13 protein-coding genes are annotated in these 16670 nt (G+C 65.8%); 3 read left to right on the top strand and 10 right to left on the bottom strand.

From position 1 onward, the window contains the following. Positions 1-31: 31 nt before the first annotated feature. From G578_RS0117285 to G578_RS0117275, 3 genes are read right to left on the bottom strand one after another with little or no spacing between them, the layout of a single operon-like run. Positions 32-1354 (bottom strand): NAD(P)H-dependent oxidoreductase, encoded by a 1323-nt coding sequence (locus tag G578_RS0117285; RefSeq protein ID WP_028795316.1) that lies wholly within the window; start codon positions 1352-1354, stop codon positions 32-34. Between the two features lie 6 nt (positions 1355-1360). Continuing rightward, positions 1361-2161, bottom strand: a complete 801-nt coding sequence (locus tag G578_RS0117280) for a phytanoyl-CoA dioxygenase family protein (RefSeq protein WP_028795315.1) — start codon at positions 2159-2161, stop codon at positions 1361-1363. A gap of 48 nt (positions 2162-2209) precedes the next feature. Then, entirely contained in the window at positions 2210-2872 is a 663-nt protein-coding gene (locus tag G578_RS0117275) for a GntR family transcriptional regulator (protein WP_028795314.1), read from the bottom strand. Between the two features lie 395 nt (positions 2873-3267). Between G578_RS0117275 and G578_RS0117270 the strand changes: the two genes are divergently transcribed. After that, positions 3268-3852 carry an exopolysaccharide biosynthesis protein gene (locus G578_RS0117270; RefSeq protein WP_028795313.1) on the top strand — a complete coding sequence of 195 codons (585 nt, stop codon included), beginning with the start codon at positions 3268-3270 and terminating at the stop codon, positions 3850-3852. Positions 3853-3889: 37 nt separating this feature from the next. On the opposite strand, the gene G578_RS0117265 is transcribed toward G578_RS0117270, so the two are convergent. The 7 genes from G578_RS0117265 to G578_RS28590 form a co-directional block, all read right to left on the bottom strand. After that, on the bottom strand, positions 3890-5248 hold the full coding sequence (locus G578_RS0117265) for a mechanosensitive ion channel family protein (RefSeq protein ID WP_169400876.1): 1359 nt from the start codon (positions 5246-5248) through the stop codon (positions 3890-3892). A 122-nt stretch (positions 5249-5370) separates the two neighbouring features. Further along, positions 5371-5544 (bottom strand): YqaE/Pmp3 family membrane protein, encoded by a 174-nt coding sequence (locus tag G578_RS29155; protein ID WP_038015152.1) that lies wholly within the window; start codon positions 5542-5544, stop codon positions 5371-5373. An 83-nt stretch (positions 5545-5627) separates the two neighbouring features. Continuing rightward, positions 5628-7277, bottom strand: coding sequence for an ABC transporter ATP-binding protein (locus G578_RS0117255; protein WP_028795311.1), 1650 nt, complete (start codon positions 7275-7277; stop codon positions 5628-5630). Positions 7278-7280: 3 nt separating this feature from the next. Beyond that, a complete protein-coding gene (locus tag G578_RS0117250; protein ID WP_028795310.1) occupies positions 7281-8216 on the bottom strand; it encodes an ABC transporter permease in 936 nt (311 codons plus the stop codon). Beyond that, positions 8213-9154, bottom strand: coding sequence for an ABC transporter permease (locus G578_RS0117245; RefSeq protein WP_028795309.1), 942 nt, complete (start codon positions 9152-9154; stop codon positions 8213-8215). Before G578_RS0117245 ends, G578_RS0117250 begins: the two co-directional genes overlap by 4 nt. Before the next feature lie 53 nt (positions 9155-9207). Then, positions 9208-10815, bottom strand: a complete 1608-nt coding sequence (locus G578_RS0117240) for an ABC transporter substrate-binding protein (RefSeq protein ID WP_038015151.1) — start codon at positions 10813-10815, stop codon at positions 9208-9210. 167 nt (positions 10816-10982) lie between these two features. Then, on the bottom strand, positions 10983-13025 hold the full coding sequence (locus G578_RS28590) for a methyl-accepting chemotaxis protein (RefSeq protein WP_051244960.1): 2043 nt from the start codon (positions 13023-13025) through the stop codon (positions 10983-10985). A gap of 517 nt (positions 13026-13542) precedes the next feature. On the opposite strand from G578_RS28590, the gene G578_RS0117230 reads away from it, so the two are divergent. Both G578_RS0117230 and serA read left to right on the top strand, forming a co-directional pair. Beyond that, a complete protein-coding gene (locus tag G578_RS0117230; protein WP_028795307.1) occupies positions 13543-14706 on the top strand; it encodes a phosphoserine transaminase in 1164 nt (387 codons plus the stop codon). Between the two features lie 213 nt (positions 14707-14919). Further along, positions 14920-16497 carry a phosphoglycerate dehydrogenase gene (serA, locus tag G578_RS0117225; RefSeq protein ID WP_028795306.1) on the top strand — a complete coding sequence of 526 codons (1578 nt, stop codon included), beginning with the start codon at positions 14920-14922 and terminating at the stop codon, positions 16495-16497. The last annotated feature ends 173 nt before the right edge of the window (positions 16498-16670 follow it).

The raw sequence follows: 16670 nt of genomic DNA, 5'->3' as shown, positions 1-16670 counted from the left end.
AGCCCAGGACCCTCCGGGGGCGCGCCTGGCTTCAGGCCGCCATCCCCTTGCGGCCGAACCGGCGCTCCATGTCGCGGCGGATGCGGATCGCCTCGCTGCTCTCGTCCGCCTCGACATCGACCCACCGGATAGGCTGACCCGTCTTGATATCGGCCTTCAGTCTGACATTGTGGGCGAGGCCGATCGGCAGGCCGCCGATCTTCAGGGACGTCTCCGCCGGGTAGAGCTTACCCCATACCGTGAAGCCGCCCTCGCCATCCAGCATTTCGCCGGCCTTCAGGTCGCGCTTGGCCGTCGCCACCACGTCGCCGCGGAATCCCTGTGTCGAGCCGGTCGGGCGGTTCAGGATCGCCGCCGACAGGATCGACACGTTGAGCTCCAGCCCGATCAGGTGGAACGGCTTGTACATCGCCGAATACCGTCCTGTGGCGTCGGTGTTCATGCCGTATTGCCGGAAACAGGCGGCGGCGTAGTCGTTCGGCGCCTCGATGACCACGTAGACGCCCCAGCGCAGGTCCTTGAAGACCGGCCGGCCGTCCCGCTCCAGGGAAGAGACGACTTCCACCTGTCCCTTGGCGGCGAGCTGGCCGCCTTCGGACTTGGGGCGGAGCACATGGGCGAGATCGTCCATGCCGGCCGGCGGGAACATCAGCCCATCCGGCGGCGGGGTCAGGCCGGTCGCGTTGGCGATCGCCGCCATCTCCAGCGCCGACTTGGTGCCGTCGAGGAAGCTGTTGAACATCTGGCTGTTCATGCCGGCGGCCGCGGCCTGTTCGCCGGTCAGCCCGTAATGGTCCCAGACCGTGTCCGGCGTCGAGGCGTGATAGGCCGGCAGGAATTTGGTGCCCTTGCCGGCGGCGACGACGTCGAAGCCGGTGGAGCGGGCCCATTCGACCATCTCGCAGGTCAGCGCCGGCTGGTCGCCATAGGCCATGGAATAGACCACGCCGGCCTGACGTGCCTCCTCCGCCAGGAGCGGTCCGGCCAGCACGTCGGCCTCGACATTGACCATGACGATGTGGACGCCGTTGCGGATCGCCTCGCGGGCGTGGACCAGGCCGACCGACGGCACGCCGGTGGCTTCCACCACCACATCCGCCGCCCCGGAGGCGATCAGCCTGCGGGCGTCGTCTTCGACGGTCGTCCTGGCGATCAGGTCGTCGGGCCAGCCGACCGAGCGGCAGGCGGCCCGGGCGCGGTCCGGCGACAGGTCGGCGATCCAGGCCACCTCAAGCCCCGGCGTCGTCGGGACCTGGGAGAGGAACATGCTGCCGAACTTGCCGGCGCCGATCAGGCCGACACGCACGGGCGTGCCGGCCTGGGCGCGGGCCAGAAGGTCCTGATAGATATACATCGTCGCCTATTCCGCCGCCTGGAGCTGACCGGCGACCAGTTCGTCGAAGCAGTCGTCCTCCAGGGCGGAGATCGGCGTGAAGTCGCGATGGGCGATCCACTCGTCGCGCTTGAAGGCGCGGATGTGGTTGTCCACGTGGCACAGCGACAGATAGACGATGGTGCGGCCGAGCGGCGAGATGTTCGGCGGGCTGGCATGCACCAGCAGCGAGGAGAACAGCAGCACGCTGCCGGCGGGGCCGGTCGGCGCCACGCAGCCGCCCTTTTCCGCCAGGGCCGAGACCGTCTCGCGGTCCAGCGTCCACAGCGGATAGGAGGTGGTCTCCAGGTCGTGACCGGCCTCGACCACGCCCTGCTTGTGGCTGCCCGGGATGAACAGCAGCGGGCCGTTGGCGGCGGTGACGTCGTCCAGGAACACCGCGATGTTCATCGCGCGCGGCTCCGGCATCTCGTCGTCGCGCGCCCAGGTGCCGTAGTCCTGGTGCCACTGCCAGACATCGCCGTCGAAGGCGGCCTTCGCGTTGATCTTGAACTGGTGCATGTAGACCGACCCGTCGAGGAGCTGCTGCACCGGCTCAACCAGACGCGGATGGGCACCGAGACGGCGGAACGTCTCGTTATAGGTATGGGCGGCGAAGGCGGTGCGGGCCACGCCGGACTTCTCGCGCCAGACCTCCTTGCGGTCCATCGCGTAGATCTTGTCGGCTTCCTGCTTCATCAGGGCGGCTTCCTGCGGCGTGAACTTGCCGGGGAAGAACAGGTAGCCTTCTTCGTCGAATTTCTTGAGGTCTTCGGCGCTGAGTTTCATGGCGTTTCCTTCCGTGTTGGCTTCTTGTTTGTTTGAAGTCCGCCGGTCTTAGGGCCGGCTCAGTCGTTGGTGGGTCAGCTCGCCCGTCCGTTCGGCATGGTCGGCGGCCAGATGGCCCGCCTTGACCGGATCGCCGGAGAGGATGGCCTCGGCGATATCTTCGTGCTCGCGCCAGATTGCTCCGTGGCCCTTGCTGTCCTCGAGGACCACGCGCATGGAGCGGACCATATGCGGCCAGAAGCCGGCGGCGGTGCGTTCGATCTCGTCGTTGCCCGAGAGCGCGTGGATCGCCTGATGGAAGGCGAGATCGGCCTTGACCAGGGCGTCGATCTCGCCGCTGGTGCAGGCGTCCCACCCGTCCTTGATGAGGCGCTGGAAGCGTTTGGACGGCGTGTCGGACATATCGAGCCGGGTGGTAGCAAGCCGAGCGGCCAGCCGGTCGATGGCGCCGCGCACCTGGTACAGGGCGAGCAGCCGGTCGGGGTCGATCGGCGCCACCATCTGGCCCTTGCGGCCGCGGTCGACCACCAGGCCCTCGCGCCTCAGAAGCACCAGCGCGTGGCTTACGGGCTGGCGGCTGACCCCGAGCCGCTCGGCCAGATCCTCCTGCGCCAGCGGCGTTCCGGGCGCCAGGTCCATCGCCATGATGGCATCCCGGATGGCCTGATGCGCCTGGGCGGTCAGATCGAGCTTTGCGGCGAGGGACTGCATGTCCGGGTCCGTTTCCGTATTCTGAATTCAGAACACGGGACACCAGAATAAATGCGGCGTCAATAAAGGGAATACGACGGTCTGCGACGGGCGGGCAACGAAAGGACCGCCGCCGGTTGTTCGTAAGACGTCGGTTGTGCCCCCGTTGCCCCCTAGGGATTCGGGAACCCCGCTCCCGCCGGGGCGTTCGACTTTCACCACGAAACGTCGGGCCCGCGGCCTCCCGCAGGGCCGCCGCCTGGAGCATCGGGTGCCGGTCGGTCGCGGCCGCCAAGGGCGGTGGTGCCCGGCGGGCCATGCCTTTTCATCGGAGCAGTGTCGAGGTCGCCATGACCGCATCTACATTGGAACCGGACAAATCGGATACGAACGGGCAGCCAACGTCCGACCATCCGATGAGCGATATCGTCGACCGCATGGCGGACACTGCCCAGGGCAATCGGGTTACGGTCGGCGAAGTGCTGGAGGCCTTCGGGCGTCGGTCCTACCTGCCGTTGCTGGTCGTTCCCTCGCTCGCGGTGATGTCGCCGCTGTCCGGTGTGCCCCTGCTGTCCTCGTTCTGCGGTGCGATCATCGTCATCATCTCGGCGCAGATGGTGTTTCCCAGGCTCGGCCGCCTGTGGATCCCCGGCGTCATCGGCCGGCGCACCATCAGCGGAAAGCGCGCGCGTGGGGCGGTCGGCAGGCTCGCAAAGATCGCCCATTGGATGGACGACCATGCCCGGGCCCGGCTGAGGTGGCTGATCGATCCGCCGGGCCGGACGGTGCTGGAGGTCGTCTGCCTGTTCTGCGGCCTGGCGATGCCGTTCCTGGAGTTCATCCCGTTCTCCTCCTCGGTCGCCGGCGGTGCGGTTCTGCTGATCGCGGCCGGTCTGCTGACCCGAGACGGCCTGTTCGCGCTGGCGGGCCTCGCCATCATCCCGGTGTTCGGCGTCCTGCTGGCCGTCGGGTTGGAGACGTTGGGGATCGCCGGCGGGTAAGCGCCGCGACCGGAGGGGCTTAGAGCCGGCGGTCGCCTCAGAGCCTGCGGTCGCCGTCGGCGAGCAGATCCTGGGACGCCTCGGGAATATCCGCGCCGGCGGCGTGGCGCTCGACGGATTCCGTGTCGTTCTCCAGATCGCCCTCCGAGGCGGTGGCCGGGGCACCCGACTCCTTGGCCGGCGGGGCGGCCGAAGGCTCCGGCGGTCGGGATTCCGGCCCGGGAGAGGGGGTGGTACCGGAGCCCCCATCCATGGAGATGATCGGCACGCCCTGGGGGAAGATCACCTCGCGCGCCTCGTCCGGCATGGAGATACCCGCCTCGGTCAGCGCCTTCTTGATCAGCCGCAGCAGGGCCGAGCGGATCTTGAGAACCGAATAGGCCTGGCCGTCGAACCAGAAATAGGCGCGTAGGTTGACCGTGGCACTGCCCAGGGAATGGACCAGAACCAGCGGCTCCTCCGGCTCCGCCAGCACGGCGGTGTGTCCGGCCAGGACCCTGCGGATGATCTCCTGGGCGGCGGCGACGGAGACCTCGTAGCCGATGCCGATCTCCAGGAATTCCTGACGGGCGGCCGCGGCGCTGAAGTTGACGATGGTGCTCTTGAATACCGAGGCGTTGGGGATCTGGATGTGGTTGCCCTCGCGCGACAGGAGCAGGGTGCTTCGGGTGTTCATGCTCTGCACCGTGCCCTCCTGGCCGCCCACGGCGATGTAGTCGCCGCGCCGGAACGGCTGGCGGATGCTGAGCAGCAGGCTGGCGAGGAAATTCTCGGCGATGTCGCGGAAGGCGAAACCGACGATGATGCCGACCACGCCGGCGCCGCCGAGCAGCGACAGGGCGAGCTGGGTGAGGCCGGCAACCTGCAGCACGATATAGAGCCCGATCAGGAAGACCGGGATCGAGACCGTGCGGGCGATGACGCTGCGCAGGAACGGGGAGTCGACCTGTCGGCTCAGTGCCCAATCCACGACCCGACCGATCAGGACGGCGGCGTAGAAGGCGATCGGCAGGATCACCAGCGCCAGGGCGATCAGCGGCAGGCTCGCCACCGCCTTGTAGATCAGGGCGCGAACCTCGTTCAGCGCCGGGGCGAAGGACCAGTCGCTCTTGGGTGTGACCGTGATCCGGTTGACGACGGCGACCACGTCCTGGGTATTGGCCGCGAGGTTACGCGCCCAGGTGCGATGCTCGTCGCTCTGGGTGCTGCCGTCGAGGAAGACCACGCCTTCGCGTGCCTGGACTTCGACGCCGCGATACCAGCCGGTGGCATCCAGAATGCTGTCGATGCGCTTCGCGATCGCGTCGTCCCTGGCCACCGGCTCTACCGCGATGGCACGCGGCGCCTCGGAAGGCGCGTCGACTCCGGAAGCGCCCTGCGCGAGCGCAGGGGCCAAGCCTGCTGGCATCCCAACGAGAAAGGATGCGGCGACCAGCAGATGGAGCAGCGTCAGGAAGATCCGGGAACGCGTCGCGGGACGCGTCGGGCGGCACCAGCCGATGCCGCCGCAGCCGGCATTCACGGATCGGACGGCGTTCGCTTGGCAATGACCCAGACGCCGTGAACGATGCCGGGGATATAACCCAAGATGGTCAACAGGATGTTGATCCAGAACTGAGCGCCGATGCCGACCGTCAGGAAGACGCCCACCGGCGGTAGAAGGATGGTCAGAAGAAGTCGCAGAATCGTCATGTCGATACCCGCCCATTATTTTCATCAGTGCGGATACAACGCGGCGCCACTCCTCGGGTTCCGAACAGCGGCTTCCACGATGGTCACCCGGCGGCCAGCGCAGCCGCACTGCCGAAGTCGAAGCCGCGGCCCGGCGCGGCGGCGAACAGGGCGCGGGTATAGTCGTGTTGCGGGTTGCCGAACACCTCCGCCGCCTCGCCGTATTCGACCACCCGGCCGCGGTGCATCACCGCGACCGTGTCGCACACCTGGGCGGCGACGCGCAGGTCGTGGGTGATGAACAGCATGGCGAGGTCGAGCCGGCGGCGGATGTCGTCCAGCAGTTCCAGCACCTGGGCCTGCACCGAGACGTCGAGGGCAGAGACCGCCTCGTCGGCGATCAGCAGGTCCGGCTCCATGGCGAGCGCCCGGGCGATGCAGATGCGCTGGCGCTGGCCGCCGGAGAACTGGTGCGGGAAGCGATCCAGCGCCCCAGGGTCAAGGCGGACCAGGGACATCAGCGAGCGGGCGCGCTCGTAGGCCTCCTTCGCGCCCATGCCGTAGTTCATCGGCCCCTCGACGATGGACGCGCCGACGGTGCGCCGCGGATTGAGCGAGCGGTAGGGGTCCTGGAAGATGATCTGCACCCGGCGGCGCAGGGCGCGCAGGCGGGTCTGGGACGCCTGGGCGATGTCGTCGTTGTGCAAATAGATATGGCCCGAGGTCGGGTCGATCAGCCGGGCGATGCAGCGCGCCACCGTCGACTTGCCGGAGCCGGATTCGCCCACGATGCCCAGGGTCTCGCCGCGGCGGACCTCGATGCTGACATCCTGAGCGGCGTTGACGGCCCGCGCCTTCTGGAAGAACCCGCCGCCGCCGTAGGTCTTGCACAGCGCGTCGGTGGCCAGCACGACCGGCGCCTTGGCCTCCCGTGCGCGGCCATGCGGCGTGAAGCTCGGCACCGCGCCGATCAGCATCTTGGTATAGGGCTCGTGCGGCCGTTTCAGCACCGCCTCGGCCGGACCTTCCTCGACCACCTTGCCCCATTGCATCACCGCGACCCGGTCGGCGATCTCGGCGACCACGCCGAAATCGTGGGTGATGAACAGTACCGCCGTCTCGTGGGTCCGCTGGATGTCCTTGATCAGCTTGAGGATCTGTTCCTGCGTCGTCACGTCGAGCGCGGTGGTCGGCTCGTCGGCGATCAGCAGCACCGGCTCCAGCACCAGGGCCATGGCGATCATGATGCGCTGACGCTGGCCGCCGGACAGCTGGTGCGGGTAGGAGGCCGCCATGCGCGGCGGGTCGGGAAGCTGCACCTGCTCCAGGATGTCGAGGATCTTGGCCTCGCGCGCCGCCTGGTCGAGCGAGGTGTGGGTGGTCAGCACCTCCTCGATCTGGTCGCCGCAGGTCATGGTCGGGTTCAGGGCCGTCATCGGCTCCTGGAAGATCATCGACATGCGGGCGCCCCGCAGCTCGCGCAGCCGCTCGTCGCTGGCCTCCAGCACGTTCTCGCCCATCAGCCGGATGGCGCCGCCGCTGGGCGTGAGCTGCCCTTTCGGCAGCAGCCCCATCACGCTGAACGCGGTCACCGATTTGCCGGAGCCGGACTCGCCGACGAGGCAGACGATCTCGCGCGGACCGACGGAGATGGAGACGCCGTCCACCGCATGCCGGCGGTCGTTGCCGTCGGGCAGATCGACGGTGAGGTTGTCGATCTCCAGGATCGGCTGGGTCATGCTTTGATCGCTCATGGTCTACAGCCGCTTGCGCATGCGGGGATCGAGCGTGTCGCGCAGCCCGTCGCCGAGCATGTTCACCGCCAGCACCGTGATCGCCAGGAAGATGCCCGGGAACATGATGTTGTGCGGGTAGACGCGGAACAGCAGCCGTCCCTCGGCCATGATGTTCCCCCAGGTCGGCGTTTCCGGCGGGATGCCCACACCCAGGAAGCTCAGGATCGCCTCCACCAGGATCGCCGAGGCACAGATATAGGTGCCCTGGACGATCAGCGGCGCGATGGTGTTCGGCAGCACGTGCCGGATCAGGATCAGCGGCACCCGGGTGCCGACCGAGATCGCCGCCTCCACATAGGGTTCCTCGCGGATCGACAGCACGATGGAGCGCACCAGCCGCACCACGCGGGGGATCTCCGGGATGGTGATCGCCAGGATCACCGTCACCAGCCCGGCATCGGCGAGCGACACCAGGGCGATGGCGAGCAGGATGCCGGGGATCGCCATAAGCCCGTCCATCACCCGCATGACGATGGTGTCGAGCCAGCGGATGTAGCCCGAGACCAGGCCGATCACCAGACCGATGGCGAGCGACAGCACCGCCACCACGATCCCGACGGCGAGCGAGACGCGGGCGCCGTAGATCACCCGGCTATAGGTGTCGCGGCCGAGCGTGTCGGTGCCCATGCGGTAGGTCCATTCCCGCTCGGTGCCGTCGGAGAAGGTCTTCAGATGCTCCACGCCCGGGTTCTTGTTGCGCCAGGCCGGATCGATCGAACTGGGATCCATGGTGTCGAGCAGCGGCGCGCAGAGCGCCATCAGGACCATCAGGCCGAGGACGATGGCGCCGAACATGACGCTGGGGTTGCGGACGAGCTGTTCCCAGACGGTCGCCCTTCGCGAGGCCGCGTCCGCCGAGGCGGCGGAGTCGACGAGATTTTCCGTGCCCTCGGTCAATAGCGGATCCTCGGGTCAAGCAGGCTGTAGGTAAGATCGACCAGCAGGTTGATCATCACGTAGACGAACGAGAACACCATGATGATCGCCTGGATCGTCGGATAGTCGCGGCCGAGTACGGCGTCCACGGTCAGGCGGCCGAGGCCGGGGATGTTGTAGACGCTCTCCGTCACCACCACGCCGCCGATCAGCAGGGCGATGCCGATGCCGATCACGGTGACGATGGGCACCGCCGCGTTGCGCAGCGCGTGCTTGAGCAGTACGGCGTTGGGCGTAAGCCCTTTGGCGTAGGCGGTGCGGATATAGTCCTCGCCCAGGACCTCCAGCACGCTGGCCCGGGTGATGCGGGCGATCAGCGCGATGTAGATCACGCTGAGGGTGATGCTGGGCAGGATCAGGCGGTGCAGGAACGGCCAGAAGCCGTCGGCGATCGATTTGTATCCCTGCACCGGGAACAGGTCGATCTGCATGGCGAACAGGTAGATCAGGATGTAGCCCAGCACGAAGACCGGGATGGAGAAGCCGGCCACAGAGAAGGCCATGACCGCCCGGTCGATCCAGGTGCCGTGCTTGTAGGCGGCGATGACGCCGATCGGGACGGCCACCATGATGGTGAAGATCAGGGTGGTGGTCGCCAGGGCCAGCGTGGGCTCAACCCGCAGCAGGATGAGTTCGGCGACGTCCTTCTTGAAGAAATAGGACTGGCCGAAATCGCCCTGCAGGATGTTCCCGATCCAGATGCCGAGCTGGACCACCAGCGGTTCGTTCAGGCCGAGGCTTTCGCGGATCTCGGCGACCTGTTCGGGCGAGCCGTTGTCGCCGGCCAGGACCGCCGCGGGATCGCCCGGGGTGAGCCGCAGCATGAGGAACACGAAGACCGCCACCATCCCGAGGACCGGGATGGTGGCGAGCAGACGTTGGATGATGAATCCGAACATATGCGGTTATGGCTCCAGCGTCAGGTAGCGTCAGGAGACGGACCGCCGCGTCCCTATTCGGACTTGGCGATGTTCCAGAAGATTGGGAACGGGCCGCCGAGCACGCCGCTCAGCTTGTCGCTCCGCCACGCCGGGACCTGGTACCACTGACCCGCATGGGCGTGGGTGCCGATTTCCATGGCGCGCTCCTGAATGTCTTCCGCGATCGCCTTCTGCTTGCCCTCGTCGGTCTCGGTGGCGAACGCCTCGCGGAGTTCCTCCATCTTCGCGTCGCAGGGCCAGCCGAACCAGGCCTTGTCGCACCCGGCGTTGAAGCCGGCGGCGGAGATCGGGTTCAGGATGTCGGCGGCGGTCCAGGACGTCAGGAAGACGTTCCAGCCCCCTTCGGACGGCGGCTCCTTCTTCGCCCGGCGGGCGACCAGGGTCTGCCAGTCCATCGCCTGCAGATCGACGTTGAAGCCGGCCTGCTTCAGCTTGTCTGCGGCGACCGGACCGAGGTTGTTCAGCACGTCGACGTCGGTCGACTGCATCACCACCACGGGGGTGCCGTCATAGCCGGCTTCCTCGAGCATCTTCTTGGCGCCGTCGATGTCGGACTTCACCACGATCTCGGTGCCGGCGTCGGTGGCGAAGGCCGTGCCGCAGACGAACATGGCCGGGCATTCCTTGTAGTAGTCAGGATTGCCGATGGTGGCCTGGACGAAGTCGACCTGGTTGATCGCCATCAGGGCAGCCCGGCGCAGCTTCACGTTGTCGAACGGCGGATGCAGCCAGTTCATCCGGAACATGTACTGGTTGCCCAGCGGGTTCAGGATCTTGGCGGTGATGTCGTCGTTGCCCTCGAACAGCGGCAGCAGATCGGTGGGCGGGGCTTCCAGATAGTCGACCTCGCCTTCCAGCAGGGCGTTGACCGCGGTCTGGTGGTCCTTGATGGAGACCCACTCGACCCGGTCGACGTTCACGACCTTGCCGCCGGCGGCCCAGCTCGGCTCCTCGGAGCGCGGTACGTAGTCGTCGAACTTCTCGAACACCGCGACGTCGCCCGGCTTCCACTCGTCCTGCTTGAAGACGAACGGGCCGGAGCCGGTGTAGTCGGTGATCTGGTCGGCGGCCGGCGTGTCCGCGACGCGCTTCGGCATCATGAACGGCACGTTGGAGCTCGGCTTGGCGAGCGAGGCGATCACAAGACCGTAGGGCTTCTTCAGGACGATCTCGAAGGTCTTGTCGTCCACCGCCTTGAACTCGGCGACGAACTCCAGGAGCTTCTGGCCCATCGAATCCTTGGCACCCCAGCGCTTGATCGAAGCGATGCAGTCTTCGGAGGTGACAGGCGCGCCGTCATGCCATTTCAGGCCGTCGCGCAGCGTCATCGTGTAGGTGAGCTTGTCGTCGCTGACGGAATAGGTGTCCACCATCTGCGGATGGACGTTGGTGTCGCTGTCCATCGCGAACAGCGTGTCGTACACCATGTACCCATAGTTGCGGGACATGTAGGCCGTCGTCCAGATCGGGTCGACGATCTTCAGGTCCGAGTGCATGACCACGCGGAGCGTGGTTTCGGCCGACGCGGTGGCGTTCAAGCCGAGCGACATGGGCAGCGCGATGGCTGCAGCGAGTGCGGTCTTCCCCGCGGTTTTTCTAAAAATGCGTCCCCAGTTCATTGAGCCCCTCCTTAGGTGGAGTTTCTTGGAAGGCAAAGCCTGAGGGCAATCCGGTACCGAGTCCAGAGAGCTTTTTCGCAGGTGCGGGATGTCGCAAAACGGAGCCGGGCCCGCCGCATTCGAATTGCGGCGGGCCCGGGACCTGTCGTCGTTTCCGTCAGACCGGATCAGGCGACCTTCACCTCGGACAGGAACTGCGCGATCTGGGTCCGAAGGCGATCGCTCTGTCCGGACACGTCGCTGGTCGCCGATCGGACCTCGGCGGCGGCGGAACTGGTCTCCTGGGCGCCGGAGCTGACCGCTTCGATGTTGGAGGAGACTTCCTGGGTTCCCTGGGCAGCCTCCTGGACGCTGCGGCCGATCTCCTGGGTCGCGGAGGACTGCTCTTCGACGGCGGCCGCGATTGCCGAAGAGATCTCGTCGAGACGCTGGACCGTGCTGGCGATCTCTCGGATGGCCTCGGCGGCGCGACCGGTCTCGGTCTGAATTTGCGCCACCTTGTCGGAGATCTCGACCGTCGCCTTTCCGGTCTGGTCGGCGAGCGACTTCACTTCCGTCGCCACCACGGCGAAGCCTTTGCCGGCCTCCCCGGCACGAGCCGCCTCGATCGTCGCGTTCAGCGCCAGCAGGTTCGTCTGTTCGGCGATGTCGCTGATCAGGTCCACGATGTTGCCGACCTGGGCGGCCGCCGTCTCCAGGCCGCCGACGGCCTCGCTCGTGGTCTGCGCCTTGACGGAAGCCTCTCTCGAGATCCGCGTCGACTCGCTGATCTGGTTGCTGATCTCGATGATCGAGGCCGACAGCTCCTCGGCGGCGGAGGCAACGGTCTGCACGTTCGTGGTTGCTTCCTCCGAGGCGCCGGCGACCGCGGTCGAGCGTTCCATGGTCTGTTCGGCGATGCTCGACATCGACTGGGCCGATGCGTCGAGCTGGGTGGTCGCGGAGGAGACCATCTCCAGCATCTCGCTGACGCCGGCGTCGAACGCGGCCGTCAGTTCCTCGATCCGCTTTGCCCGTTCCTCGCGCTTCAGTTGCTCGGCCTTCTGGGCCTCCTCCATCTCACGGTTCTGGATCATGCTCTTCTTGAACACCTCGACGGCGCGCGACATGAGACCGAACTCGTCGCGGCGGTCGACACCAGGAACCTCAACGGACAAGTCCTGATTGGCGAGCCTGTCCATCACGGCCGACAGGGAGATGGCGGTGCCGGAAAGCCGGCGTCCCAGGAACACGGCGATCACACCGCCGAGGGCGAAGCTGATGAGACTGGCGACGGCCACCTCGATCTCGGTCCAGACGATCCGATCCAGCGCGTCTTCCTCGAAGGCGGCTTCCAACGCCACTGCCTTTTCCAGGAAGGTCTCGGTGGCAGCGGCGATCTTGTCGGCATTGGCCTGAAGGGGACCGTTGACGATGTTCCGGATCTGGACCTCGTCCTTATGGGCCGTCTCGACCGCCTCGCGGTAGTCGGCGAACAGGCCCTTCACCTCGTCCAGCAGGGCGACGGTGTCCGGGGTCCGGGCCAGCAACTCCAGATCCGCGAGCGCGGCGTCGGAGATCGCGATTTCCTGGTCCACCAGTTCCTTGACGCTCGTGTCCTTGTGTCCGACCAGGCTGTTGGCATGGAGTTGCAGCAGCAGCAGATGCTCGCGCGCCGTCCCGGCCTTCAGGGCGGCATTCAGATCGCCCGTGGTCACGAACGCCTTCTGCATCTTGTCCATGTCTTCGACGAGAAGCTGACCCTGCGGGATCATCCGGTCGTTCACGAGATGCTTGAACTCGCGCTCCAGGACGGCGGCCGCGGCGAAGTCGGTCTGATACTGGGCGACCGCCTGCTCGATTTCGGTGACGCGCCCGGCGATCTCCGCCGGGATCTCGTAGCTCCGGAGATCCTCGATCTCCTTCTGGATTTCCGCGGCGAGAGACTGGACCGCCTCAGCGTCGCTTTCCTTGCCCTGACTTGCGTACTCTCGGGCATGGCCGTTCATCTTGGCGAACTGCGCCTCGATCTTCGCGGCACTTCCCGCTTCCCTCGCGATCTCCGCGAACTTGTGCACGTCCGACGAGATCTGGGTCAGGTTGAAGAATGTGAGGCCCGCACCCACGACGAATACAGCGATGACCAAGCCGAAGGCGGCCAGGATCCTGAAAAGGAGGGAGTCACGCGTGCGGACGGATTCGGTCGGTCGGTCGGTAGAGAGTGTCGTCATGGCTCGGCATCCTTATTTCGAGCGACTTCATCAGATAAAGCACAGTGTTGTGGTGCTTTTGTTTTGATGGGCTCGGGGTTGGTCTAGGCTGATTTTCAGCGGTTGTAGGTTGAACAGAGATAGTTTCTTCGGCCGAGACCTATGGGCTTAAACTATTAATGATGTGTTTATTGCTCTAATGTAAATATTCATTTATATACAGTATTAGGTTGTAGTTTTGGTTTTCAGCGTTATTCGATGGGAAAAACAAATCGAACATGCAGCTTATGATACTTGTAATGTGACTTAAATTTGTAGAAATATTGGGGTTTAAGAATTGGATCACCTGTCCGGGGGTGAATTTTCGGAAGGTAGCTTTGCATAAATTAATCGATAAAGGTCGTATGGAACCCGCTGGCGGATCCGATCGAGCCCTGCAGAAATCATCCGTGTGAGCTGTTGACACGTGAACAAACCCGCCTAGTGTCATCGGCGGGCCGTCGCTCCCCAACGAGCGATAACATTGAAGGATGAAGCCATGAAGCCGCAGCAGCTGCCGCGGGTACCATTGTTCTCATCCGGACCGTGTGCAAAGCGACCCGGATGGGGCCCCGCTGTACTCTCCGACGCCGCCCTCGGGCGGTCTCACCGTTCCAAGATCGGTAAAGCCAAACTCGGCGACGTGATCGACCGGTCGCGCAAGATCCTGGGCATTCCCGACGACTACCGCATCGGCATCGTGCCGGCCTCAGATACCGGGGCCGTCGAGATGGTGCTGTGGTCCATGCTCGGCGCCCGTGGCGTCGACATGCTGGCCTGGGAAAGCTTCGGCGCCGGCTGGGTCACCGACGTGACCAAGCAGCTCAAGCTCGACGACGTGCGCGTTCTGGAAGCGCCCTATGGCGAGCTCGTCGATCTGGCCGAGGTGGATTTCTCCCGTGACGTGGTCTTCACCTGGAACGGAACGACCTCCGGCGTCCGCGTGCCGAACGGCGACTGGATCCCGGCGGGCCGCGAAGGCTTGGCGATCTGCGACGCCACCTCGGCGGCGTTCGCCATGGACCTGCCCTGGGACAAGCTGGATGTGGTGACGTGGTCCTGGCAGAAGGTGCTGGGCGGCGAGGCGGCCCACGGCATGCTCGTGCTGAGCCCGCGGGCGGTCGAGCGGCTTGAGAGCTACACGCCGCCCTGGCCGATGCCCAAGCTGTTCCGCATGACCAAGGGCGGCAAGCTGAACGAAGGCATCTTCAAGGGCGAGACCATCAACACCCCGTCCATGCTGGCGGTGGAAGATGCGCTCGATACCCTGGCCTGGGCCGAGGAGATCGGCGGGCTCGATGGCCTGAAGGCCCGGTGCAACGCCAACCTCGCCGCAATCGAGCGGTGGGCGGAGGCCTCCGGATGGGTCGGCTTTCTGGCCACCGACAAGGCGATCCGGTCCTGCACCTCGATCTGTCTGTCGATCGTCGATCCGGCATTCCGCTCCCTCTCCGATGAGGAACAGGCCGCGGCCGCCAAGAAGATCGCGACGCTGGTCGAGGCTGAAGGGGCGGGCTACGACATCGCCGGTTATCGCGACGCACCGCCGGGTCTGCGGATCTGGGGCGGGGCGACGGTGGACACCGCCGATATCGAGGCGCTGCTGCCCTGGCTCGACTGGGCCTGGGGCGAGGTGAAGTCCGAGCTCGCGAAAGCGGCGTAGGACAACCGTTCCCTCCGTGCCAGCCTTTGGGTCTCCGCCCGGCGCCCGGATCATGTCCGGGCCCAGGCCGGGATGACGGTATTCCGGTAGCGCCATACTCACCCCGTCATCCCGGGAGACTCCGGACATGATCCGGGGGCTGCCCGGGACCCAGCGGCCTTCTCCAAAATCAGGGTCCGGCCGAGAGCCGTGACCTTCCAAGGGGAGACCCCCATGCCCAAGGTTCTGATTTCCGACAAGCTCAGCGAGCAGGCGGTTGAGATCTTCCGCGCCCGCGGCATCGACACCGATTTCCGTCCCGGTCTTCCGGCCGAAGAATTGCTTTCCGTCATCGGCGAGTACGACGGTCTGGCCGTCCGCTCCGCCACCAAGGTCACCGCAGAGGTGCTGGCCAGGGCGAGCAACCTGAAGGTTGTCGGCCGCGCCGGTATCGGCGTCGACAACGTGGATACCAAGGCCGCGACCGAGCACGGCGTGGTTGTCATGAACACGCCGTTCGGCAACGCGGTCACCACCGCCGAGCACGCCATCGCCATGATGTTCGCGCTTGCCCGCCAGATCCCCCAGGCCGATACCTCCACCCAGGCTGGCAAGTGGGAGAAGTCCAAGTTCATGGGCGTCGAGCTGACCGGCAAGACGCTGGGACTGGTCGGCTGCGGCAATATCGGCTCCATCGTCGCCGACCGGGCGCGTGGCCTGCGGATGCGGGTGCTGGCGTATGATCCGTATCTTTCCGAACAGCGCGCGATCGAACTGGGCGTGCGCAAGGTGGATCTGGAGGAGTTGTTCGCCGAGGCGGACATCATCACCCTGCACACCCCGCTGACCGACAGCACCCGCGGCATCATCAATGCCGAGGCGCTGGCCACGATGAAGAAGGGCGTGCGGATCGTGAACTGCGCGCGCGGCGGGTTGGTGGTCGAGGAGGACCTGCGGGCCGCTCTGGACAGCGGACACGTCGCCGGGGCCGCCTTCGACGTCTTCGTCACCGAGCCTGCGACCGAGAACGTGCTGTTCGGTCATCCGAATGTGGTCTGCACTCCGCATCTCGGCGCGGCCACCTCGGAAGCTCAGGAGAAGGTGGCGCTGCAGATCGCCGAGCAGATGAGCGATTACCTGCTGACCGGGGCGGTGAGCAATGCCATCAACGTGCCCTCTGTCACGGCGGAAGAGGCCCCGATCCTGCGGCCCTACATGCGGCTTGCGGAGCTGATGGGGTCGTTCTGCGGCCAGCTCACCCGGTCCGCCATCCGTTCGATCCAGATCGAGTTGGAGGGCCATGCCGCGGAGTTGAACGCCGACCCGATCAAGGCGGCCGCCATCACCGGCGTGCTGCGCTCTCAGGTCGACAGCGTCAACATGGTGAACGCGCCGACGATGGCCCATCAGCGCGGCATCGACATCAGCGTCACCCGTCACGACCGCGAGCCGGATTATCAGACCCTGCTGCGCGTCACCGTGACCACCGGGACCCGCACCCGCGAGGTCGTGGGTACGCTGATCGGCGGCGACAAGCCGCGTCTGGTCGGCGTGCAGGGTATCGGCGTGGAGGCCGATTTCGCGCCGCGCATGCTGTATGTCCGCAACTATGACAAGCCGGGCTTCATCGGGGCGTTGGGCTCGATGTTGGGCGAGGCGGGGGTGAATATCGCCACCTTCCACCTCGGGCGCCGGGAGTCTGGGGGCGAGGCGATCGCCCTGGTCGAAGTGGACCAGCGGGTCGATGATGCGGTTCTCGCCTCGGTGAAGGCACTGCCTCAGGTGGTCCGGGTCGACTCCCTGTCCTTCTGACGCCTTACAACAGGCTGTCCCGGAAGAGCCGGCCGCTTTCCGGGACAGCCTGGCCCAGAAATCATGTCCAAGAGCGCGATCGGTTCAGATCGAAACGATCTGAACCGTGATTTGCTCTAGAGCAGATCGTGCGGTGACGGGATCACTTCGTGATCGCGTCAGCGCGCGTGAAT

This window comes from Thalassobaculum salexigens DSM 19539 (assembly GCF_000423805.1).
GTDB lineage: Bacteria > Pseudomonadota > Alphaproteobacteria > Thalassobaculales > Thalassobaculaceae > Thalassobaculum > Thalassobaculum litoreum.
The sequence above is the reverse complement of the archived record's forward strand: the minus strand, read 5'-3'. Positions and strand labels throughout refer to the sequence as shown.

Coding starts and splice junctions, on each gene's coding strand:
- G578_RS0117285 (WP_028795316.1), bottom strand. CDS start 1,354: ATGTATATCTATCAGGACCTTCTGGCCCGCGCCCAGGCCGGCACGCCC.
- G578_RS0117280 (WP_028795315.1), bottom strand. CDS start 2,161: ATGAAACTCAGCGCCGAAGACCTCAAGAAATTCGACGAAGAAGGCTAC.
- G578_RS0117275 (WP_028795314.1), bottom strand. CDS start 2,872: ATGCAGTCCCTCGCCGCAAAGCTCGATCTGACCGCCCAGGCGCATCAG.
- G578_RS0117270 (WP_028795313.1), top strand. CDS start 3,268: ATGAGCGATATCGTCGACCGCATGGCGGACACTGCCCAGGGCAATCGG.
- G578_RS29155 (WP_038015152.1), bottom strand. CDS start 5,544: ATGACGATTCTGCGACTTCTTCTGACCATCCTTCTACCGCCGGTGGGC.
- G578_RS0117255 (WP_028795311.1), bottom strand. CDS start 7,277: ATGAGCGATCAAAGCATGACCCAGCCGATCCTGGAGATCGACAACCTC.
- G578_RS0117245 (WP_028795309.1), bottom strand. CDS start 9,154: ATGTTCGGATTCATCATCCAACGTCTGCTCGCCACCATCCCGGTCCTC.
- G578_RS0117240 (WP_038015151.1), bottom strand. CDS start 10,815: ATGAACTGGGGACGCATTTTTAGAAAAACCGCGGGGAAGACCGCACTC.
- G578_RS28590 (WP_051244960.1), bottom strand. CDS start 13,025: ATGACGACACTCTCTACCGACCGACCGACCGAATCCGTCCGCACGCGT.
- G578_RS0117230 (WP_028795307.1), top strand. CDS start 13,543: ATGAAGCCGCAGCAGCTGCCGCGGGTACCATTGTTCTCATCCGGACCG.
- serA (WP_028795306.1), top strand. CDS start 14,920: ATGCCCAAGGTTCTGATTTCCGACAAGCTCAGCGAGCAGGCGGTTGAG.